The following is a 20,354-nucleotide window of genomic DNA, read 5'->3' on the forward strand; positions in this document are numbered from 1 at the left end:
GGCTCCTGGGCCCGACGGCGCATCCGACGCGCTCCGGCCCGCGGTCGGGCTTAGCGTTGCCGCATGTGCTGGAGCGCTACGGCCGATCTCGTCGCGGGCGCGGGCATCGCGGCGGTGGGGGTCGCCTCGGTGACCCTGGCGGCCCGCCGCCCCCGCGATCTGCCGCTGGCCGCGCTGCCCCTGCTCCTGGGGGCGCACCAGATGATCGAGGCCGCCGTCTGGCACCACGGCGGCGGCACCGGGCCCGCCACGGTCCTCTGGGCCGTCGTCGCGCTGCCCCTCCTGGCGCTGTGGGTGCCGGCGGCGGTGCTGTGCGCCGCGCCCGCGAGCGCCCGCCGCCGACTGCTCGTCCCCCTCGCGGCGGGCACGCTGACGGCGGCGGCGCTCGCGTACGCCCTGGCGACCCGCCCCGTGAGCGCCGAGATCCGCGGCCACACCGTCGGGTACTCGCTGGGGCTGCCGTACGCCGGGCCGGTCGTCGCGGGGTACCTCCTCGCGACGATCGGCTCGCTGCTCCTGTCCGGCGACCGCGGCCTCGTCCTGTTCGGCGTCCTGGTCGCCGTCGGAGCCGCGGTGACCTTCGCGCTCTGGCGGGCGGAGTACGTCTCGACGTGGTGCGCCTTCGCCGCGGTGAGCTCGGTGGTCCTGCTGCGGTGGGTCGGACGGCGACGCCCGACCGGCCCACCGCGGGCCGACCGTCAGGGACGGTGAGGACGCCCCCGCGTCACGTGGCCGGATCCACCACCCAGTCCGGGTGCCCCGGCATCGGCGGCGTCTTGGCGCCGTACAGCCACGGCCGCAGGAAGCCTTCGAGGTCCTGGCCCGCGACCTTCGACGCCAGGTCGATGAAGTCCTGGGTGCCTGCCGTGCGGCCCTTGAACCGGGTCAGCCAGGCGCGTTCGATCTTCTGGAACGTGGCGTCGCCGACCTTCTCGCGCAGGGCGTACAGGACCAGCGCGGAACCGTCGTACCGCATGCGCTTGAAGAGGTTCGGCTCGGTCGGCTCCGCGGGTGCGCCGTAGTCGCGGCGCCACTGGTCGTGGGCCTGGTAGGCGACCTTCATGAGGGCCTCGAAGTTCTCGCCGCCGTGCTGCTCGGAGTACAGCCGGTCGTAGAAGCGGGCGTGCCCCTCGCTCACCCACAGGTCGGACCAGCTCTTGAGCGCCACGCTGTCGCCGAACCACTGGTGGGTCAGCTCGTGCACCATGTTCCGCTCGGCGTCGACCTGGGTGCCGAGCAGATCGGCCTTCGGCACCAGGGAGAGCGTCTGGGTCTCCAGGGCGACGCCGAGGTCGGTGTCGCCGACGAGGATCCCGTAGCGGTCGAAGGGGTAGGGGCCGAGCCGCTCCTCCAGCCACTTCAGATGGTCGGGAGTGAGCCCCCGGTACGCGGCCGTCGGCTCGACCAGCGCGTCCGGGACGACGTCGCGCAGCGGCAGGCCGCCGGGCCCCTTGCCGTCGATCAGCTGGAACTTGCCGACGGCGAGCTGCACCAGCTGGGTGGAGAGCGGCTGTTCGGAGTCGTACGTCCAGCGGATCCGGCCGTCGGGGCGCTCGGTCCGCGAGACCAGCTTGCCGTTGGCGACGGCCGTGCGGTCGGCCGGGGTGGTGATCCGGAAGGTGATCGGCGCGCGCTGGCTGGGGTGGTCGTTGCCGGGGAAGATCAGCCGGGCGCCGTTGGGCTGCGGATAGACCACGGTGCCGTCGGGCGTGGGGATCCAGCCGTAGTCCTCGATCGCGTCGTCGCGGTGCCGGGTCTGGGTCGGGTCGGCGGTGTAGCCGACCTTGACGGTGAAGGAACTGTCCTTGGATATCGGCGACTCGGGGGTGACGGTCAGCTCGTCGCCGGAGCGCGAGGTGCCGGCGGGCACGCCGTTCACCGTCACCGAGTGCAGGGTGTTGCCGCCGAAGTCCAGGTTGAAGCGGGAGAGCGCCTGGGTGGCGTGCGCCTTGATCGTTGTCGTCGCCTCGAAGGGCGTCTTCGGCGCCTGCCAGTCGAAGTCGAGGGAGTAGCGGTCGACCCGGTAGCCGCCGTTCCCGTCGAGCGGGAACATCGGGTCGCCGAGGCCCGGCGCACCGGGCGAGGGCTTCTGCACGGCGGGGGACGAGGCGCCGTCGGACGGTGCGGCCTGGGAGACCGTTCCGGTGAGAGCGGCCGTCACGGTGATCGCGGCCGCGAGGGCGAGCCGCGCTCTGCGGCGGGGTGTCCGGTTCGTGCTCATCGGAAACCTTTCGGTCGGATGCTGCGCGGACGTGCGTCGACCGGGCCGTTGCCCGGGACGCAGTCTTAGACGCACGGCCTTCCGTCCGAGTTGTGGGTGACCAAGGTCTCTCCCGCATTCCGCCGTCCTGCTGGCATGGTGGAGGGGTTCCTGTGGGGGGAAGCAACCGCCGGCGGGCTCCTGCCGAGGAACCCCCGCCGGCCGAACGTCAGCGAGTAGACATGACAGCGACCTCTGCCACCGCCGTCCGAGCGAAGGCCCGCACCGGCGGCCCCGGGGAAGACGGGCACAACCTCCTGGAGCACCTGGCGGGCTGGACCCTCGTCGTCGTCCTCGCGATGCTCGTCACGCAGACCGGTCTGCTGTGACCCCGCTGTCGTAGCCGCCGTCCTCCGGACCGGCCCGCCAGTGCCGTCCCGGGACGCCCACCAGGCCGTACAGCCACCGCACCGGCGAGCGCCGGTGCAGCAGCGTGAGGCCCGCCACCACCGCGAAGAGCGGCAGGCCGAGCCAGCCGCCGAGCAGGCGGACGAGACCGCTGGCCAGGAGCGCGCCGACGAACGGCAGCCCGTAGACCCCGGCCGCCGCGATGGCGATGCCGATGATCCTGGGCACCTTGCGGTCCTCGTCGGCGCCGGGCAGTGACCAGCCCTCCATCAGCCAGCCGATCTCGGTCATCAGCATCGTGCCGATGACGGCGGCGCCGAAGAGCAGCAGCGCGAGGAACGTGCCGGACGTCAGGAAGCCGAGCACGTGATTGACGACGCTGTCCTTGGGCCACTCGGCGAAGTCCTTCGCGCCGGGGGACAGGAAGCGCTCGTACCCGCTGCCGTCCCACCCGTGGATCAGCGTGCCGAACAGCAGGAAGTACCCGCCCACGCACTGCAGGTACGCCCAGTACCCCGCCCCCACGAGCACCAGCGCCTGCGCCACCAGGAACCCGATGATCGCGGCGACGGGGATGCCGCCCGCGTAGAACAGCACGAACCCCGCCCACACGCCCTCGTGCCCGCTCGCGACGTGCATGGTCGCCCAGGCGGGGTTCTGCCAGAGCAGGAAGAGGCCGGTCGGCACCATCAGGACGGCGGCGAAGAGCGCGGTGAGCGCGAGATAGGGATTGGCGGCCCTGCTGCGCGTGCGCGGCCCCTCGCCCGCGTTGATCCGCTCCCACACCTGTAGCTGCCGGCCCGCGGAGAGCGCGAACGTGGCGCCGATCGCGTACGCCCAGAAGAGCGCGGCCTGGATCTGGATCATTTCGAGGCCCCGAGGGTGAGACCACCCGCCACGATTAAGTCCGATGTCACCAGGGCCTGTTCGGCACTGACGTCCGTCATGAAGACGAACGGCGGCACGACGGGCGGCACCGGCAGCTTGTCGGGCGTGAAGGTCAGACAGAGGATGCCTTCGAGGCACCCCTTGAACTTGGTCAGATAGAGCGTGACCTCGCCGCTCAGGTCCAAGGTGTCGGCGCCCAGGGAGAGTTCGTCCCTGCCGTCGCGCGTGGTGAGCCGGTAGTCGGTGAGCGACGCCGCCTTCATCCGCAGCACCATGACCTTCAACGGGCCGTCCGCCGTGGGGATGTCACGCACGCCCGCCAGTAGGAAGCCCTGCGGAGCGAAGAGCGTCGTGGTCACCGTCGGCGGCACCCGCGGCGCCACGATCGCCGCACCGGAAGGGGCGGAGGGCGGCGCGGCCTTCGCAGGGTTGCCGTTCATGATCCCGGCGACGATCAGTACGGGAAGGAGCACGGCGAGCGTCCGCGTGCCCTGTCCGTCCCGCACTTTCGGCCGGTCCGGGTCCTCCTCGGCGCCCTCGGGCACCGGGCTCCAGCCGAATCCCATGGCGCTGCCCGCGATGCCGAGGAGCATGCCGACCAGGAAGCCGCCGAGGTTGGTGGCCGCGAACGAGAGCACCGAAAGGATCAGTGCGTTGACGCTCACATAGTGGTGGGTGTGCGGCAGCAGCCACAGGAAGAGCCCCGCCACGACCAGCGCGATGCCGATGCCGAGCGCCGCGATCCCGCCGAGTCCCAGACTGACCAGGACGGTCAGCGGCGACAGCGGCACGAGCAGCAGTTCGGCGCCGCCCAGGATCAGCAGCAGGCCGCCCCAGAACGGCCGGGTGCGGCGCCATCTGCGCAGCACCCGGCGCTGATCGGGCCAGGGCAGGCGCCGGTCGAGCCAGCCGCCGCCGTCCCTGCGGAACGGCCTGACCCCGGTTCTGCCGCCACCGGTCAGAAGCACTTCTTGCCGCCGATGCTGACATCGACCCTCATGCCCTTGAGCCGGAAGTTCCCGCCGGTGGCGGACCAGGCGTGCGACTTCACCCCGGCGACCTCGATGTCCCCGGCCTGGAGCCCGAACTTGCCGCGCTCGCCCTTGATTCCGGGCACCTCGTCGAGCGTGGAGGCGTCCCTGCCGATCTCCGCGGTGCCGAAGCGGGCGTCGCCCACCAGGTCCTCGCCGTCGATGACGAGATTGCTCGCGGTGACCTTGCCGGCGTCGCCGCCCGCGGTCAGCTTGAACACCACGGTGCCGACGGGCGTCTTGACCTCGGCGGCCTGGCAGATGTCGGAGAGGGTGGCATCGCCGATCCCGAGGAGCGCCACCGGGTGCCCCTTGCCGTCGACGTCCCGGTCGGTCTGTACGTAGGAGGACAGGCCCTGGCTCGTCAGCTTGCCCGACGACACCTGGAAACTGGTCCCGGAGACGGCGAAGGACGCGGCGAGCGCGCCCTCGGCCATCACATTGGCCATCACCCCGACGGCCAGCACGGCCGGCAGGGCCACCACGGCCGTCTTCTTCCAGTTGGTTCTGCCCTCGCGTAACGCGCTGCGTGCTGCGCCCACTGTCTTCCTCCCGTACGTCGTGCTGGGTGCGTAAGCGTGCGTAAGGGGAGTGCGTGAAGCGCCGTCGGAAGCCGAACCGGCAGGTGGCACGGTTCTGCCATACTGCGGACATCCCGAGGCAGTTGGAGACTAGGGCCGAAATTGAATAATAGTCAACAGCGCGGCACCGACCGCTCCGCGGCGCGCCGCGCCGAACTCATCGCCATCGGCCGGAAGTTGTTCGCCGACACGTCCTACGACGCCCTGTCGATGGACGACATCGCGAAGCAGGCGGGCGTCGCCAAAGGGCTGATCTACTACTACTTCAAGTCCAAGCGCGGCTATTACCTCGCGATCATCGAGGACTCCGTCGCCGACCTCGTCGCGCGCGCCGGACGCCACGACGACCTGCCGCCGGTGGACCGCGTGCACCGCACCATCGACGGCTATCTGCGCTACGCCGAGCACCACCAGGCCGCGTACCGCACGATCATCAGCGGCGGCGTCGGCTTCGACGCCGAGGTGCACGCCATACGGGACGGGGTGCGCGAGGCGATGATCGGCGCGATCGCCGAAGGGGCGTACGGACGCAAGGACATACCGCAACTGGCGCGCACCGCGCTGCTCGGCTGGCTGTGCAGCGTCGAGGGCATCGCGCTCGACTGGATCGGCCATCAGGGCCTGGCCCGCGAGACGGTCTGCGACCTGCTCGTGCGGACCCTCGGCGACACCCTGCGCGTGATCGAGGAGTTCGAGCCCTCGTACCCGGCGCCGGCCCGGCCATGAGAAAAGGGGCGGGAGCCGCCGACCGGCTCCCGCCCCGCTTCCCGTCAGCGACGGGTCAGTTGATGGCCTTGATCAGCTCACCGTTGGACGTGTCGCCGCTGAGCTCCCAGAAGAACGTGCCGCCGAGGCCCTGCTGGTTCTTGTAGTCCATCTTCCCCGCGATGGTCGCCGGGGTGTCGTAGCTCCACCAATTGTTCCCGCAGTGCGCGTACGCGGTCCCGCCGACCGTGCCGTTGGCCGGGCACTTGGTCTTCAGTTCCTTGTAGTCGTCGATGCCCTGCTCGTACTTGCCGGCCGCCGGACCCGTCGCCGTGCCGCCGGGCTCCTTCTGCGTGACGCCCGTCCAGCCGCGGCCGTAGAAGCCGATGCCGAGCAGCAGCTTGTCGGCGGGAACGCCGAGGCCCTTCAGCTTCTTGATGGTGGAGTCGGAGTTCCAGGACTCCTTGGGGATGCCGCTGTAGGAGCTGAGCGGCGAGTGCGGCGCGGTCGGGCCCTTCGCGTCCCAGGCGCCGAAGTAGTCGTACGTCATGGGGTTGTACCAGTCGACGTACTGGGCGGCGCCCGCGTAGTCGGCGGCGTCGATCTTGCCGCCGTCCGAGGCGTCCGCCGGGATCGCCGCGGTCACCAGGTTGTTGGCGCCGAACTTCGAACGGACCGCTGACATCAGGCCCTTGTACGCCTCGCGGCCGCTGGTGTCACAGGTCAGACCGCAGGCGTTGGGGTACTCCCAGTCGATGTCGATGCCGTCGAAGACGTCGGCCCACTTGGAGTTCTCGACCAGGTCGTAGCAGGACTGGGCGAACGCCGCGGGGTTCTTCGCGGCCTCGGTGAAGCCGCCCGACCAGGTCCAGCCGCCGAAGGACCACAGCACCTTCAGATCGGGGTGCTTCTTCTTCAGCTTGCGCAGCTGGTTGAAGTTGCCGCGCAGCTCCTGGTCCCAGGTGTCGGCCACGCCGTCCACGGACTGGTCGGCGGTGTAGGCCTTGTCGGTGGCCGCGTAGGCGTCGCCCATCGTGCACTTGCCACCCTGGACGTTGCCGAAGGCGTAGTTGATGTGCGTGAGCTTGTCGGCGGAGCCGGACGTGTCCACGTTCTTGACGTGGTAGTTCCGGTCGTAGACACCCCATTCGGTGAAGTAGCCGACGACCTTGGAACCGGCGGCCGCCTTCGTCGTGGTGCCCTTGTCCTGCCCGGCGGCGGCGGTACCCGCCCCGGCCAGCAGGCCCGCGCCGAGCACGGCGCAACAGGCGGTGGCGACGAGCGCCCGGAAGGAGGCGCGGGAGGTGTGCGGTCTGAGCATCGTGTCTCCTTGTGGGGGGAAACAGGGAGGGGGGAAGTGGTGCTGTGGACCTGCGAATTGCGTCTTGGCATGAACGCGGTAAGACGTTCGTGGGAACAGTAGGAGGACTAGACCAGTGCGTCAATGGTTCGTACCAATCCCGCGGCCACCGTCGATCTTCGGCTATCTTTCGAGTAAGCGGTCGTTAACTAGTGACGAGGCCCCCTCGATCGGGCATACTCAACGCGCCAGAGCCGCTGGTCAGCCGCTTCCGAGACCCGGAAGGAGGCCTCGGCGCAGGCATCGTTTCCCGGTGGTGCCGCCTCACCAGGCCGGACTCCACCGCAGCTCGACAGGGAGGAGAGCGTCATGCCCGACCACACCCCGGTGGACCGCCAGCTGCCCACGGATGAGGCCAGGGATCTGCTCTCGCTCGTCCGGGACATCGTCCAGCGAGAGATCGTTCCGCGGGCCGCCGAGGAGGAGGACGCCGGGCACTTCCCGCGCGAGGTCTTCACCCTGCTGTCCGAATCGGGTCTGCTCGGACTGCCCTACGCCTCGGAGTTCGGCGGCGGCGACCAGCCGTACGAGGTCTACCTCCAGGTCCTCGAAGAGCTCGCGGCCGCGCGCCTGACCGTCGGCCTCGGCGTCAGCGTCCACTCCCTGTCCTGCCACGCGCTCGCCGGATACGGCACCAAGGAGCAGCAGGCCGAGCACCTGCCCGACATGCTCGGCGGCGGCCTCCTCGGCGCGTACTGCCTCTCCGAGCCCGCGTCGGGCTCCGACGCCGCTTCCCTGCGCACCAAGGCCGTCCGCGAGGGCGACGACTGGGTCATCACCGGCACCAAGGCCTGGATCACGCACGGCGGCGTGGCCGATTTCTACACCGTCCTCGCCCGCACCGGCGGCGAGGGCGCCAAGGGCGTCACGGCCTTCCTGGTGCCGGGCGACGCGGCCGGTCTGAACGCGGCGGTCCCCGAGAAGAAGATGGGCATGAAGGGCTCGCCCACCGCCCAGATCAACTTCGACGGCGTGCGCGTCCCCGACGTCCGCCGCATCGGCGACGAGGGACAGGGCTTCGCCATCGCGCTCTCCGCGCTCGACTCGGGGCGGCTCGGCATCGCGGCCTGTGCGATCGGGGTGGCCCAGGCTGCGCTCGACGAGGCGGTGTCGTACGCCACGGAGCGCCGGCAGTTCGGCCGGCCGATCGCGGATTTCCAGGGCCTTCGCTTCATGCTCGCGGACATGGCGACGCAGATCGAGGCGGGCCGGGCGCTGTATCTCGCGGCGGCCAGGCTGCGCGACGCGGGCAGGCCGTTCTCCAAGCAGGCGGCCATGGCGAAGCTGCTGTGCACGGATGCCGCGATGAAGGTGACCACGGACGCCGTGCAGGTGCTCGGGGGGTACGGCTACACCGCGGACTTCCCCGTGGAGCGCTTCATGCGCGAGGCCAAGGTGCTGCAGATCGTCGAAGGCACCAATCAGATCCAGCGCATGGTCATCGCCCGTCACCTCGCGGGTCCCGACTCGCGCTGAACTGGCCGCGGCGCACCGGCGGCGCCGCGAGCATCACCCACTCCGGGTCGGGGCGCCCCGGCAGGGTCCGGCCGCGGTCGGACCAGTGGCGGATCAGGGCACGGTAGATCGGCGGATCCGGCATCAGATGCGGCTGCGGCTGCTGGTGCGCGTGGGGCTGTAGTCCCTGCGGGGGTGCCTGGTGATGAGCCTGGTGCTGCGGCTGCTGGTGGCCCTGCGGATGTGCTTGCAGATGCCCTTGCGGATGCACCGGCTGCCCTTGCAGCCCTTGCAGGTGGGGCGGGGTCGGGGGCTGATGGGGCTGCTGGTGCTGTGGTGCCTGCTGGGGCCGCTGGGGAACCGATTCTGCAGAGGCGGGCACCGTCACCAGGGCGCGCCGTCGGCGGCCGGTGGGGATATGCGCCGGGCCCATGTCCGTGGGGGTCATGCAAGGCCAACGCCTGTCACCCTGTCGAGGTCACCGCCCGGTGGATTCGACCGTCAGTTCACGGCAGGCCTGTGTGGCGGTGCGGGCGTGCGCGGCCACGGCCGTACGACACCGTGGACGCGCCGGGCGATGTCCCTCTCGCGCGGCCCGTGACCGCCCGGGTCCCACGGCGGCACACGGTGGCCGCCACCGTCGCACCGGCCGGGAAAGCGGCCCGGTCCGTGTCTGGCTCCGTCCCCAAATCTGACGTACCGTCATCTCCGCGCCGGAGGGCCCCACTGCCTCCCGCCACCCTGAACTGCCGTGCTTCCAGGGAGGTTTGCCGTGGCAGAAGACCGTCCGGTCCCGCTCGACGAGTACCCCGTGCACCAGGTCCCGCTCTCCATGAAGCATGTCGCGACGGGCGACCGCAACGCGTACGACCGGTGCATCTTCCACCTCTTCGACCACGAGGGCCGCGCCCTGCTCATCCTCGGGCTCGGCGTCTACCCGAACACCGGTGTGATCGACGCCTACGCCACCCTGCGCATCGGGGATACGCTGCACGCCGTACGCGCCAGTGACGCCCTGGGCGACGACCGGATGAACCTCTCCGTCGGGCCCCTGAGCATCACCGTCGAGGAGCCGCTGAACCGCCTGCGCCTGCGGTGCGCCGCCGATCCGGACGACCCCGACTCCCTCTCGTACGACCTCATGTGGACCGCCGACTTCCCCGCCCTGTGGGAGCCGCACCACATCCAGCGCCGCGGGGACCGGCTGAGCCTCGAAGGGCGCCGCTTCGTCCAGGCGGGCCGGCCCAGCGGGGTGATCCGCGCCGGATCCGAGGAGATCCGCGTGAGCGCGGGGGAGTGGACCGCCACCCGTGACCGCAGTTGGGGCGTGCGGCCCATTCCCGGCGAGGAGCGCGGGCGCCTGGAGGAGGAGTTCGCCACCGAGGGCTTCCACTGGATCTGGAGCCCGGTCCGCTTCGACGACCGCTTCCTGATGGTCATCGCCCAGGAGGACGCGGACGGCTACCGCACCCTGAACGACGCCACCCTCGTCCGCCCCGGCCTGCCCGACCGCCAACTCGGCTGGCCCCAGGCCGACATCGCCTACCGCCCCGGCACCCGCCACCCGCGCGGCGCCGTCATCCACCTCACCGGCCCCGACGACCGCAAGCCCCTCGAACTCGGCGTCGAGGTCCTCGCCTCGCTGCCGCTGGCCGTCGGCGCCGGATACCCGCCGGCCGACGACTGGCAGCACGGCACCTGGCGCGGCCGCGACTGGACCGACCGCCGCACGTACGACCTTTCGGACCCCGCGGCCCATCCGCTCGCCGCCTACGGCGTCATCGACCACGCGGCCCGCTTCACCCTCGACGGGCAGACGGGTTACGGGATCTTCGAGCACGGCAGCTTCGGCCGCCACGACCCCAGCGGATTCACCGGATTCGACTCGGTCGCGCCCTGAGGGCCGAGAGAGGAGCACGGGCATGGCCACGGCACCCCGACCCCGCACCACCACCCGCGAACCGGAAGAACTCGCCCGTCGGCTGACCGCCTGGCTCGGTCACCGGCTGCCCGGCGCCAAGGCGGTCGACGTGACCGTCCCCGAGTCCAACGGCATGTCCAGCGAGACCCTGCTCTTCACCGTCGAACACCCCGAACCGCCCTTCTCCTCCTGCGCGTTGCGCGTGGCGGCCGACCCGGCGGCGTACACGATCTTCCCCGTCTACGACATGCCGCGCCAGTACCGCACGATGCGGCTCGTCGCCGAGCACAGCGACGTGCCGGTGCCGCGCGTGCTGTGGCTGGAGGAGGACCCGGGACCGCTCGGCGCGCCGTTCTTCGTCATGGAGCGCGTCGAGGGCCGCGTCCCGCCGGACGTCATGCCCTATACGTACGAGGGGAATTGGCTGCACTCCGCGACCGACGCCGAGCGCGCCCACCTGGAGGAGGCGTCGGTCGGGATCGTCGCGCGCCTGCACGACCAAGTCCCCGCCGCCGAGGCGGAGTTCCTCGCGCTGCCCGGCGCGGGCAGCCCGCTGCGCCGCCACGTCGAGGCCCAACGCGCCTACTACGAATGGGTGGTGGGCGGACTGCCCCGCTCACCGCTCATCGAGAGCGCCTTCGACCGGCTGGAGGCGATGTGGCCGCGGGACGAGGGCGACCCCGTGCTGAACTGGGGCGACGCCCGCATCGGGAACATCATCTACGCCGGGTTCGACCCCGCTGCCGTCATCGACTGGGAGATGGCCGCCCTGGCCCCGCGCGAGGTCGACATCGGCTGGACCGTCTATCTGCACCGCTTCTTCCAGGACCTGACGGTGAGCTTCGGCCAGCCGGGCCTGCCGGACTTCCTGCGCCGCGACCGCATCGAGGAGACGTACGCGCGGCTGACCGGGCACACCCCGCGCGCGATGGACTTCTACACGCTGTACGCGGCACTGCGGCACGCCGTCGTGATGCTGCGCGTCGCCTATCGCCAGGTGCACTTCGGCGAGGCCGGGGTGCCGGACGATCCGGACCTGCTGATCCTGCACCACGCCAGCCTGGCGGCCATGGTGCAGGGCAGCTACTGGTGACTCAGGCGGCGGGCCGGTGCTGTTGCGGCACGCGGATGACGGGGCGCGAGCCGGGGCCGCCCACGTGCGAGAACGGCTGCGTCCGCCAGTCGAGTCCCTGAGGGAGCGTCAGTAGCAGGGCGGTGTCCTGCTCCTGAGCCTTCATCGACTCGTCGGCGGGCGTGGCGTCGGCGGCCGGGCGGCCCGTACCGGCACAGACCGTGAGCCCGAACGGGTTCCACGGAGTGGGGCACAGGGCGTGCTCCGGCAGCACGTCCTCGTCGGCCAGGAGTGCGATCGGCTGCCCGCAGTCGGGGCAGTTGACCCGGTACATCTCAAAGGTGTCGTACGCGTCGAGACCGTCGTCAGCCGGTTCGACACCCTCCGGCTCGGGTTCGGCGACAGGCTGCTGCTTGCTGCGGGCAGACCGACCGGGGCGCTTCAGATTCTGCATGGGACTCTCCCCCTTGGGTGGGCCGAGAAGGCGCTGCGGCCTCGACCACAGCAAGCACTTCCCGTCCCGTCGTGGGGGTAATCGTGGCATCCCGAAGGACACGGTCACAGAGATGTGTCGTTCGTCACATGCCGTGAGGACGTGCCGGTCGCCTGCCCGCGGACGGGTCGTCCAAACACCCCCTTCGGTCACTCAGGTATCCGGAGGGATCAAGAGCCCTGTAGGTTCGGCGCATGGAGGAGCTGGACCGACAGATCGTGCAGCTGCTCGTCAAGGACGGGCGGATGAGCTACACCGACCTGGGCAAGGCCACGGGCCTGTCCACATCGGCAGTGCACCAGCGGGTGCGACGCCTTGAGCAGCGCGGCGTCATCCGCGGCTATGCCGCGGTCGTCGACCCCGAGGCCGTCGGGCTGCCGCTCACGGCGTTCATCTCGGTGAAGCCGTTCGACCCCAGCGCCCCCGACGACATCGCCGAACGCCTCGCGGGCGTCCCGGAGATCGAGGCGTGCCACAGCGTCGCGGGCGACGAGAACTACATCCTCAAGGTGCGCGTCGCCACCCCGCTCGAACTGGAGCACCTGCTGAGCCGGCTGCGCGCCCTCGCGGGCGTCTCCACCCGGACGACGGTGGTCCTCTCCACCCCGTACGAGGCGCGGCCCCCGCAGGTCTGAGCGCACGCGCTTTCTACGACTTCCTGCGACGCGGGCCCGCGCGGGACCGTGACCCCCGCGTCGGCCTGCCGCGCCGAGGGGCGAGACTGGTCCCATGAGCGAGAGCACCGCCCCCGGGACTGACTCCCGGGACCCGCAGGCCACCCAGGACCACCGCACCGTGCTGCTGCGCGGCGGAGAGGTCCACAGCCCCGCCGACCCGTTCGCGACCGCGATGGTCGTCGAGCGCGGACATGTCGCCTGGGTCGGCTCCGAAGGGGCGGCCTACGCCTTCGCCGACGGTGTCGACGACGTGGTCGACCTCGAAGGCTGCCTGGTCACCCCGGCGTTCACCGACGCCCATGTGCACACCACTGCCACCGGCCTCGCGCTGATGGGACTCGATCTGACCCGTGCCCGTTCGCTCGACGAGGCACTCGTTCTCGTCCGCGAACACGCCGCGGCGCGGCCGGACGACACCGTGCTGCTCGGGCACGGCTGGGACGCGGCCCGCTGGCCCGGCGGGCGCCCGCCCACGCGCACGGAGCTCGACGAGGCGGTCGGCGGCAGGCCGCTCTACCTCTCCCGCATCGACGTCCACTCGGCGGTCGCCACCACGGCCCTGCTCGACCTGGTCCCCGGCGTCACCGGACGCACCGGCTTCCACCCCGACGCCCCGCTGACCGGCGACGCCCACCACGGCGTGCGCGCCGCCGCCCTCGGCGCGATCACGCCGCGCCAGCGCACCGAGGCCCAGCGCGCCGCCCTGCTCCACGCCGCCTCGCTCGGCATCGGCTCGGTGCACGAGTGCGCGGGCCCGGAGATCTCCGACGAGGACGACTTCACCGGACTGCTGCGGCTCGCCGCCGAAGAGGCGGGCCCGCGCGTGGTCGGCTACTGGGCCGAGCACGGCGCGGAAGGCGTGGCGCGCGCCCGCGAGTTGGGCGCCCTCGGCGCCGCGGGCGACCTCTTCGTGGACGGCGCCCTCGGCTCGCACACGGCCTGCCTGCACGAGCCATACGTCGACGTCGCCGCCGCGCACACCGGCACCGCCCACCTCGACGCCGCCGACGTCGCCGCGCACGTCGTGGCGTGCACCGAGGCGGGCCTCCAGGCGGGCTTCCACGCCATCGGGGACGCCGCGGTGGCCGCCGTCGCCGACGGGATGCGCGCGGCCGCGGAGAAGGTCGGCCCGGCCCGCGTCCGCGCCGCCAGGCACCGCGTGGAGCACGCCGAGATGCTGACCTCCGACACGATCGCCGCGTTCGCCGAGTTCGGCCTCACCGCCTCCGTGCAGCCGGCCTTCGACGCGCTCTGGGGCGGCGAGGACGGCATGTACGTCCAGCGCCTGGGCGCCGAACGGGCCCGCACCCTCAATCCGTTCGCCGCGCTCCTGCGCTCCGGCGTCCCGCTGGCGTTCGGGTCGGACAGCCCGGTCACCCCGCTCGACCCGTGGGGCACCGTCCGCGCCGCCGCCTTCCACCGCACGCCCGAGCACCGCGTCTCGGCGCGCGCCGCGTTCACCGCCCACACGCGCGGCGGCTGGCGGGCCGTCGGCCGTGACGACGCGGGCGTCCTGGTGCCCGGCGCGCCCGCGGACTACGCCGTGTGGCGCACCGCCGATCTGGTGGTGCAGGCCCCGGACGACCGGGTGGCCCGCTGGTCGACCGACCCGCGCTCCGGCACACCGGGACTGCCCGACCTGTCACCGGGCGCCGAACTGCCCCGCTGCCTGCGCACCGTGGTGGGCGGAAGGACCGTGTTCTTGGGGCCGGACGAGTGATGTCCCGGCGGTGCGCGGCGCCGATCAGGGCCCTGCTGTCCGTCGTACGACCTGGGAATCCTCGGCACTGACCTGGTGGTCAGCGCAATAGCCCCAGGTCACATGGCTATTGACAGAGAGCCGCCGTCGGCGGGTAGGTTCGGCCGGGTCCACCACAGGACGTCCGACCGGCGAACCTCCACGTGGTCGTCGAACGCCGCTGGGTCATGGGTGGTGTGCCGCACCGGCGCACCACCACTGGGAGCCAGGTCCAGCGCCCGCGACGCGGAGGCGAGGGAACGTATCAGCCGGATCGGCAGGTGTGACCCGGGTCGGGCCCGGACGCTCAGTAGACAACGGCTTTCGGTCGATCCGCAGCCAGCGGGTCCCGGGCCGGCCCGAAGGGCGCCGGGCCCCGATCCGCAGTACGTCCTCCCCCCTGTCTTCCCCTGCCGCCGCCGGGCGCGTACCGGCCGTGATCCCGGCCGTGATCCCGGCCGCGACCCGGGCGCGGCGCGGGTACATCTCGGGTACTTCCGCCCCGACCTCCGTGCCGCCGCTGCGGCGCAGGCCGGGGCCACTATGGTGGTCCTCTGCGTACGAACGAAGGGGCAGTAGTGAACGACGGCGGTCGGGTCTCCGAAGCAGGGGACCAGGGGAGACAGTTCGGTCCGCTCGGCACGGCCTTGGTGATCATTCCGACCTACAACGAGGCGGAGAACATCCAGGCCATCGTCGGCCGGGTGCGGGCTTCCGTGCCGGACGCGCACGTCCTGGTGGCCGACGACAACAGCCCCGACGGCACCGGCAAGATCGCCGACGAGCTCGCGGCCGAGGACGAGAGCGTCCACGTGCTGCACCGCAAGGGCAAGGAGGGCCTCGGCGCCGCCTATCTGGCGGGCTTCCGCTGGGGGCTCGACAACGACTACGGCGTCCTGGTCGAGATGGACGCCGACGGCTCGCACCAGCCGGAGGAGCTGCCCCGGCTGCTCACCGCGCTGAAGGGCGCCGACCTCGTGCTCGGCTCGCGCTGGGTGCCGGGCGGACGGGTCGTCAACTGGCCCAAGCACCGGGAGTTCATCTCCCGCGGCGGCAGCACCTACTCGCGGCTCCTGCTCGACGTGCCGATCCGCGACGTGACGGGCGGCTACCGCGCCTTCCGCCGCGAGACCCTGGAGGGCCTAGGCCTCGCCGAGGTCGAATCGCAGGGCTACTGCTTCCAGGTCGACCTCGCCCGCAGGGCGGTCAAGGCCGGCTATCACGTCGTCGAGGTGCCCATCACGTTCGTGGAGCGCGAGCTCGGCGACAGCAAGATGAGCCAGAACATCGTGGTCGAGGCGCTGTGGCGGGTCACCGCCTGGGGCGTGGGGGAGCGGGTCGGCCGGGTCATCGGCCGCAAGCAGCCCTGACGGGGCCCTGAGTGGGCCGAGTGCGGGCCCGCCGTCGCTCCGGGCCTTCGGTCTCTTGATCATCCCCTTATCCCGGACTGAGGCGGGCCCAGGCACACTGGGAGCATGACGACTGGCGCACCGCCTCCCAACCGAACCGCCCGGCCCCGCCGATCCGGGCCCCTGAGGTTCCTGCCGCTCGGCATCGCCGCGTGGCTGGTTCTCGAGATCTGGCTGCTCACGGTCGTGGCGGGGGCCACGAGCGGCCTCGTGGTCTTCCTGCTCCTGGTGGCCGGTCTGGTGCTCGGCTCCGCGGTGATCAAGCGCGCGGGGCGCAGGGCCTTCCGCAAGCTCAGCGAGGCCGTACAACAGCAGCAGAGCGGCGTGACGCCCACCGCCGAGCCCGCCGGTGGCGGCGGCGCCCTGACGATGCTGGGCGGCCTCCTGATCATCCTGCCGGGCCTGATCTCGGACGCCATCGGCCTGGTCCTGCTGATCCCGCCGGTCCAGAAGGCCCTCGGGCGCTACGCGGAGCGCACGTTCGAGCGCAAGGTGCGCGAGTCCAGCCCCGGCGGCCTTGGGGACGCCTTCCAGCAGGCGCGGATGCACCGCCCCGATGGGAAGGTCGTCCAGGGCGAGGTCATCAGGGACGACGAGCCGGGCGCCCGCACCCCGCGCCCCGACGACCCGCAGCTCCCTCGCTGACCGCAGGCTCTCTTCGCGGGGCGTGTTCCGGACACCGGGCGCGCCCCGCGTTCGTGTACGGGTGCGGCTCCGCGGTATCGGTGCGGCTCCGCGCGCCGTGAGCTGTCCCGGGGCATGCCAACGAGGGCCGGGGCCACTGCTGTGCAGCGGCCCCGGCCCTCGTACTTGCTTGGTGGTGCGGTCTTGCTTGGTGCGGTGGTGCGCCGCGCGTCCGTCGTCAGGCGGACTTGCGGCTGTCCCGCGGATGCACCGCGATGTTCATGGCACCGGACCGGAGAACCGCGAGGCGCTCCTCCAGGACCTCCTCGAGTTCTTCTCGAGTACGGCGCTCCATGAGCATGTCCCAGTGCGTACGCGCCGGCTTGCCCTTCTTCTCCTCAGGTCCGTCGCCGTCTACCAGGAGTGCCTGGGCCCCGCAGACCTTGCACTCCCACTCCGGCGGGATCTCCGCCTCGACCGAGAACGGCATCTCGAAACGATGTCCGTTCTGGCATGCGTACTCCACGGCCTGGCGCGGGGCCAGGTCGATGCCGCGGTCGGTCTCGTAGCTTGTCACCACGAGGCGCGTGCCGCGAAGAGCTCGCTCACTCATGAATCGTGCCTCCCGGGCTTGTCGCCCACAGGACAGGTGTCGCTGTCGTCGTCATCCGGTCAACGTCCGGTCGGCGGTAAAGATTCCCGTTCAGGGTCATGCGTCGCCGTCGTATGCCGCCCCTTGTTGTACCCACCAGCGCCCGGTTTGTCACATCTAGTAGCAGATGTCACCCAGCGTTTCTGATTCTTCAGCTCGCAGTAACGGTCCGCCTGGCAGGCCAAACGCGTACACTACCGGCCTTTGCCTTCAGTTGCTAAATCCGGTCGGGTACGGGATTTCCCGCGTCGCGCACCGCGAGGCGTACCGGCACCCTCGCGAGCAGGGCGAATCCGACCAAAAAGAACGCCACGAGCGAGACGATCGCGTCCCGGTAGCTCCCGGTGAGCTGATACGTGAGGCCGAAGATCAACGGTCCGAGCCAGGCCATCCCGCGATCGCTGATCTCGTACGCGGAGAAGTACTCGGCCTCCTTGCCGCGCGGCACCAGGTGCGAGAAGAGCGACCGGGACAGTGCCTGGGTGCCGCCGAGGACGAGGCCGATGCCCGCGGCGAGCACGAAGAACCAGACGGGCGCGCCCGCGGGCAGGAAGTACCCGGCCCCGATCGTCGCCGTCCAGGCCACCAGCGAGCCGAGGATGGTCCGTTTGGCGCCGTACGTCCTGGCCAGCCTGCCCATGGTGAGCGCGCCGGCCACCGCGAGCAGCTGCACGAGCAGGACCGCGACGATCAGCGTGGACTGGCCGAGCCCGAGCTCCTCGGAGCCGTAGACGGACGCCTGGGAGATCACCGTCTGTACGCCGTCGTTGTAGACGAGGTACGCCAGCAGGAACGCCAGCGTGTGCGGATGGCGGCGCATGTCGCGCACCGTCGACCTCAGCTGCTGCCAGCCGCCCGAGGCCGCAGCGTCCGCAGGGCCGGTGCGGCGGTCGCGCAGCCGCTTGAGGGGGATCACGGTGAAGGCGCCCCACCACACGCCCGCCGACGCCAGACAGATCCGGACGGCCGTCGCCTCCGAGACGCCGAAGCTGTCGTGGGCGAGGAACAGCACCAGGTTCGCCACCAGGACCAGGGCGCCCGACGCGTAGCCGAAGGCCCAGCCGCGCGAGGAGACGTCGTCGCGCTCCTCCGGAGGGGCGATCTGCGGCAGGAAGGAGTTGTAGAGCACCATCGAGACGGCGAGCGAGGAGTTGGCGACGATCAGCAGGAAGCCGCCGAGCAGATAGCGGTCGCCGTCCAGGAAGAACATGCCGGCCGTCGCCGCGGCGCCCAGGTAGGCGGCCACGGCGAGCAGCGGCTTCTTGCGGCCCGAACGGTCGGCGGCGGCCGCGGCCATCGGCATCACGAAGACCGAGAGGAGCACCGAGGCGGAGACCGTGTAGGCGAAGAAGGAGCCGGCGCGGACCGGGATGCCCAGCGGGTGGACGTATCCCTCCGGGTCGGCGGCCGCCTTGGCGATCTCGGTGAGATAAGGGCCGAGGAAGACGGTCAGGACGCTGGTCGAATAGACCGAGCACGCCCAGTCGTAGAAGTACCAGCCGCGTTGTTCGCGCTTGCGTTCGGCGTCCGTGTCGGTCGCCGCTTCTGCCCGCACGGTGTCGTCGCCCACCCGTGACCTCGCTGTTCCCCGTGGTGCGATGCCGCCCTCCGGCGGCTCAGACCCAGGTCCCCCGGTCCTTCAGCACCTCGCGCAGCGTCTCGATGTGATCGGAAACTATGCCATCCACGCCGAGGTCGAGAAGGGCGCCCATCCGCTCTGCGTCGTTCACGGTCCAGACGTGCACCTGCATCCCGCGCGCGTGGGCTGCGCGGACGAAGCGCCGGTCGACGACCCGGATCCCGCCGTGCGTCTCGGGGACCTGGGCGCAGACCGCGGAACGGCGCGGGATCGCGGGCACGCCGTACGACAGCAGGCGCAGCGCCGCCACGCCCCGGGTGCCCAGGGAGGTGGCCAGCCGGGGGCCCGCGACGCGCTGGGCCCTGGCGACCCGGCCCTCGGAGAACGAGCCGACACAGACCCGGTCCCAGGCGCCGGTGCGGCGGATCAGGTCGAGCAGCGGCAGCAGCGCGGGCTCGGCCTTCACGTCGACGTTCCAGCGCACCTGCGGAAAGGACTCCAGGAGCTCTTCGAAGAGGGGCACCGGCTCGGTGCCCGCCACGCGCGCGTGGCGCACCTCGCTCCACGGCAGGTCGATGATGCGGCCCGCCGCGTCCGTGACGCGGTCGAGCGTCGCGTCGTGGAAGGCGACCAGCTTGCCGTCGGCCGTGGCGTGTACATCGGTCTCGATGTAGCGGTAGCCGAGGTCGACGGCGCGCCGGAAGGCCGCCGCGGTGTTCTCAAGGCCGTCCGCGGCGCCGCCGCGGTGGGCGAGGGCGAGCGGGCCGGGGTGATCGAGGTAGGGGTGGCGTACGCGCGTGGTCACCGCTGCAGTATCGCCTGCTCCGATGGACCTCCGGAGGCCACGACGCCGGGTGCGGTGGGCGCGGGGATGGCGAACAGGCGAAGGAAGAACTGGGCGAGCGGGCCGATCGACACCGCGTACAGGACCGTGCCCACGCCGACCGTGCCGCCGAGCACGAAGCCCGTCGCCACGACCGCCACCTCGATGGAGGTGCGGATCAGCCGGATGGAGCGGTCGGTGCGCCGGTGCAGGCCGGTCATCAGGCCGTCCCTGGGACCCGGTCCGAAGGCGGCCGTGATGTAGAGGCCGGTCGCCACCCCGTTGAGCAGGATGCCGGCCACGAGCAGGGGGATGCGGACGCCGAGCGCGTGCACGTCCGGCAGGAGCGCGAGCGCCGCGTCCATCGCCAGGCCGCACACGAAGACGTTCGAGACCGTGCCGAGGCCGGGCCGCTGCCGCAGCGGGATCCACAGCAGGAGCACCGCGGCGCCCACGATGATCGAGACGACGCCGATGGACAGGCCGGTCAGTTCGGCGAGGCCCTGGTTGAGGACGTTCCACGGCTCGGGACCGAGCCCGGCCGCCACCATCAGCGCCGAACTCACGCCGTACAGGGTGAGCCCGACGTACAGCTGGAGCAGCCGTCGTGCGAGACGCGGCGTGGCCCGTGACCGCAGGCGGGATCTGAGAGGTGGCTTCGTGGTGGACAAGGAACGCTCCCCCGGAGTGGCTGGTGGCTCGACAGTAGTGCTGGTGGCCCGGCACATGACACCCTGT

20 protein-coding genes are annotated in these 20,354 nt (G+C 71.4%); 10 read left to right on the forward strand and 10 right to left on the reverse strand.

Annotated features, from left to right (window positions below; translation table 11 throughout):
• Nucleotides 1-63: 63 nt before the first annotated feature.
• A complete protein-coding gene (locus ACIO9J_RS32765) occupies nt 64-711 on the forward strand; it encodes a DUF6629 family protein (protein ID WP_402007563.1) in 648 nt (215 codons plus the stop codon).
• 13 nt (nt 712-724) lie between these two features.
• On the opposite strand, the gene ACIO9J_RS32770 is transcribed toward ACIO9J_RS32765, so the two are convergent.
• Entirely contained in the window at nt 725-2,221 is a 1,497-nt protein-coding gene (locus tag ACIO9J_RS32770) for a M1 family metallopeptidase (protein WP_402007565.1), read from the reverse strand.
• A gap of 221 nt (nt 2,222-2,442) precedes the next feature.
• On the opposite strand from ACIO9J_RS32770, the gene ACIO9J_RS32775 reads away from it, so the two are divergent.
• Nucleotides 2,443-2,589 (forward strand): SCO1431 family membrane protein, encoded by a 147-nt coding sequence (locus ACIO9J_RS32775; protein ID WP_402007567.1) that lies wholly within the window; start codon nt 2,443-2,445, stop codon nt 2,587-2,589.
• Here the strand turns inward: ACIO9J_RS32775 and ACIO9J_RS32780 are convergent.
• Genes ACIO9J_RS32780 through ACIO9J_RS32790 form a run of 3 tightly spaced genes read right to left on the reverse strand, consistent with a single transcriptional unit; the run spans nt 2,567 to nt 5,069 of the window.
• Nucleotides 2,567-3,475: a hypothetical protein gene (locus ACIO9J_RS32780; protein WP_402007569.1), complete on the reverse strand. Its 909-nt coding sequence runs from the start codon at nt 3,473-3,475 to the stop codon at nt 2,567-2,569. The two genes, ACIO9J_RS32775 and ACIO9J_RS32780, sit on opposite strands and share 23 nt — an antisense overlap.
• Nucleotides 3,472-4,464 (reverse strand): DUF6114 domain-containing protein, encoded by a 993-nt coding sequence (locus tag ACIO9J_RS32785; RefSeq protein ID WP_402007571.1) that lies wholly within the window; start codon nt 4,462-4,464, stop codon nt 3,472-3,474. The genes ACIO9J_RS32780 and ACIO9J_RS32785 overlap by 4 nt, the downstream gene beginning before the upstream one ends.
• The gene (locus tag ACIO9J_RS32790; protein WP_402007573.1) at nt 4,455-5,069 is read right to left on the reverse strand and encodes a DUF6230 family protein; all 615 of its coding nucleotides are present in this window, start codon (nt 5,067-5,069) and stop codon (nt 4,455-4,457) included. Before ACIO9J_RS32790 ends, ACIO9J_RS32785 begins: the two co-directional genes overlap by 10 nt.
• Before the next feature lie 141 nt (nt 5,070-5,210).
• Between ACIO9J_RS32790 and ACIO9J_RS32795 the strand changes: the two genes are divergently transcribed.
• Nucleotides 5,211-5,834 (forward strand): TetR/AcrR family transcriptional regulator, encoded by a 624-nt coding sequence (locus ACIO9J_RS32795; RefSeq protein WP_402007575.1) that lies wholly within the window; start codon nt 5,211-5,213, stop codon nt 5,832-5,834.
• 55 nt (nt 5,835-5,889) lie between these two features.
• Here ACIO9J_RS32795 and ACIO9J_RS32800 read toward each other — a convergent pair whose 3' ends face one another.
• On the reverse strand, nt 5,890-7,134 hold the full coding sequence (locus tag ACIO9J_RS32800) for a glycoside hydrolase family 18 protein (protein WP_402007577.1): 1,245 nt from the start codon (nt 7,132-7,134) through the stop codon (nt 5,890-5,892).
• A 348-nt stretch (nt 7,135-7,482) separates the two neighbouring features.
• On the opposite strand from ACIO9J_RS32800, the gene ACIO9J_RS32805 reads away from it, so the two are divergent.
• The 3 genes from ACIO9J_RS32805 to ACIO9J_RS32815 all read left to right on the forward strand — a co-directional run bounded on the left by ACIO9J_RS32805 (nt 7,483) and on the right by ACIO9J_RS32815 (nt 11,642).
• Complete coding sequence (locus tag ACIO9J_RS32805) at nt 7,483-8,649, forward strand: acyl-CoA dehydrogenase family protein (protein ID WP_402007579.1); 1,167 nt, start codon at nt 7,483-7,485, stop codon at nt 8,647-8,649.
• 751 nt (nt 8,650-9,400) lie between these two features.
• Nucleotides 9,401-10,528 carry a hypothetical protein gene (locus tag ACIO9J_RS32810; protein WP_402007581.1) on the forward strand — a complete coding sequence of 376 codons (1,128 nt, stop codon included), beginning with the start codon at nt 9,401-9,403 and terminating at the stop codon, nt 10,526-10,528.
• Between the two features lie 22 nt (nt 10,529-10,550).
• Complete coding sequence (locus ACIO9J_RS32815) at nt 10,551-11,642, forward strand: phosphotransferase family protein (RefSeq protein ID WP_402007583.1); 1,092 nt, start codon at nt 10,551-10,553, stop codon at nt 11,640-11,642.
• A gap of 1 nt (nt 11,643) precedes the next feature.
• Here ACIO9J_RS32815 and ACIO9J_RS32820 read toward each other — a convergent pair whose 3' ends face one another.
• Nucleotides 11,644-12,075, reverse strand: a complete 432-nt coding sequence (locus ACIO9J_RS32820) for a hypothetical protein (protein ID WP_402007585.1) — start codon at nt 12,073-12,075, stop codon at nt 11,644-11,646.
• Between the two features lie 233 nt (nt 12,076-12,308).
• On the opposite strand from ACIO9J_RS32820, the gene ACIO9J_RS32825 reads away from it, so the two are divergent.
• From ACIO9J_RS32825 to fxsA, 4 genes are all read left to right on the forward strand, one after another.
• Entirely contained in the window at nt 12,309-12,749 is a 441-nt protein-coding gene (locus ACIO9J_RS32825; protein ID WP_030789227.1) for an Lrp/AsnC family transcriptional regulator, read from the forward strand.
• Nucleotides 12,750-12,843: 94 nt separating this feature from the next.
• Nucleotides 12,844-14,511, forward strand: a complete 1,668-nt coding sequence (locus ACIO9J_RS32830; RefSeq protein ID WP_402007587.1) for an amidohydrolase — start codon at nt 12,844-12,846, stop codon at nt 14,509-14,511.
• Nucleotides 14,512-15,107: 596 nt separating this feature from the next.
• Nucleotides 15,108-15,899: a polyprenol monophosphomannose synthase gene (locus ACIO9J_RS32835; RefSeq protein WP_402007589.1), complete on the forward strand. Its 792-nt coding sequence runs from the start codon at nt 15,108-15,110 to the stop codon at nt 15,897-15,899.
• Between the two features lie 105 nt (nt 15,900-16,004).
• Nucleotides 16,005-16,583 (forward strand): FxsA family membrane protein, encoded by a 579-nt coding sequence (gene fxsA, locus ACIO9J_RS32840; RefSeq protein WP_402007591.1) that lies wholly within the window; start codon nt 16,005-16,007, stop codon nt 16,581-16,583.
• Nucleotides 16,584-16,800: 217 nt separating this feature from the next.
• Here fxsA and ACIO9J_RS32845 read toward each other — a convergent pair whose 3' ends face one another.
• The 4 genes from ACIO9J_RS32845 to ACIO9J_RS32860 all read right to left on the reverse strand — a co-directional run bounded on the left by ACIO9J_RS32845 (nt 16,801) and on the right by ACIO9J_RS32860 (nt 20,344).
• Complete coding sequence (locus tag ACIO9J_RS32845) at nt 16,801-17,175, reverse strand: RNA polymerase-binding protein RbpA (RefSeq protein WP_030360404.1); 375 nt, start codon at nt 17,173-17,175, stop codon at nt 16,801-16,803.
• 256 nt (nt 17,176-17,431) lie between these two features.
• Nucleotides 17,432-18,784: an MFS transporter gene (locus tag ACIO9J_RS32850; protein ID WP_402007594.1), complete on the reverse strand. Its 1,353-nt coding sequence runs from the start codon at nt 18,782-18,784 to the stop codon at nt 17,432-17,434.
• 46 nt (nt 18,785-18,830) lie between these two features.
• Nucleotides 18,831-19,598, reverse strand: coding sequence for a glycerophosphodiester phosphodiesterase (locus ACIO9J_RS32855; RefSeq protein WP_402007596.1), 768 nt, complete (start codon nt 19,596-19,598; stop codon nt 18,831-18,833).
• Complete coding sequence (locus tag ACIO9J_RS32860) at nt 19,595-20,344, reverse strand: YitT family protein (RefSeq protein WP_402007598.1); 750 nt, start codon at nt 20,342-20,344, stop codon at nt 19,595-19,597. Before ACIO9J_RS32860 ends, ACIO9J_RS32855 begins: the two co-directional genes overlap by 4 nt.
• Nucleotides 20,345-20,354 lie beyond the last annotated feature (10 nt).

The sequence above is a fragment of the Streptomyces sp. NPDC087300 genome, from assembly GCF_044744425.1.
Lineage (GTDB): Bacteria > Actinomycetota > Actinomycetes > Streptomycetales > Streptomycetaceae > Streptomyces.

Excerpts from the sequence above, each read along its gene's own strand:
- ACIO9J_RS32765 (WP_402007563.1), top strand. The coding sequence starts at position 64 with ATGTGCTGGAGCGCTACGGCCGATCTCGTCGCGGGCGCGGGCATCGCG.
- ACIO9J_RS32770 (WP_402007565.1), bottom strand. The coding sequence starts at position 2,221 with ATGAGCACGAACCGGACACCCCGCCGCAGAGCGCGGCTCGCCCTCGCG.
- ACIO9J_RS32775 (WP_402007567.1), top strand. The coding sequence starts at position 2,443 with ATGACAGCGACCTCTGCCACCGCCGTCCGAGCGAAGGCCCGCACCGGC.
- ACIO9J_RS32780 (WP_402007569.1), bottom strand. The coding sequence starts at position 3,475 with ATGATCCAGATCCAGGCCGCGCTCTTCTGGGCGTACGCGATCGGCGCC.
- ACIO9J_RS32800 (WP_402007577.1), bottom strand. The coding sequence starts at position 7,134 with ATGCTCAGACCGCACACCTCCCGCGCCTCCTTCCGGGCGCTCGTCGCC.
- ACIO9J_RS32805 (WP_402007579.1), top strand. The coding sequence starts at position 7,483 with ATGCCCGACCACACCCCGGTGGACCGCCAGCTGCCCACGGATGAGGCC.
- ACIO9J_RS32815 (WP_402007583.1), top strand. The coding sequence starts at position 10,551 with ATGGCCACGGCACCCCGACCCCGCACCACCACCCGCGAACCGGAAGAA.
- ACIO9J_RS32820 (WP_402007585.1), bottom strand. The coding sequence starts at position 12,075 with ATGCAGAATCTGAAGCGCCCCGGTCGGTCTGCCCGCAGCAAGCAGCAG.
- ACIO9J_RS32825 (WP_030789227.1), top strand. The coding sequence starts at position 12,309 with ATGGAGGAGCTGGACCGACAGATCGTGCAGCTGCTCGTCAAGGACGGG.
- ACIO9J_RS32830 (WP_402007587.1), top strand. The coding sequence starts at position 12,844 with ATGAGCGAGAGCACCGCCCCCGGGACTGACTCCCGGGACCCGCAGGCC.
- fxsA (WP_402007591.1), top strand. The coding sequence starts at position 16,005 with ATGACGACTGGCGCACCGCCTCCCAACCGAACCGCCCGGCCCCGCCGA.
- ACIO9J_RS32845 (WP_030360404.1), bottom strand. The coding sequence starts at position 17,175 with ATGAGTGAGCGAGCTCTTCGCGGCACGCGCCTCGTGGTGACAAGCTAC.
- ACIO9J_RS32860 (WP_402007598.1), bottom strand. The coding sequence starts at position 20,344 with ATGTGCCGGGCCACCAGCACTACTGTCGAGCCACCAGCCACTCCGGGG.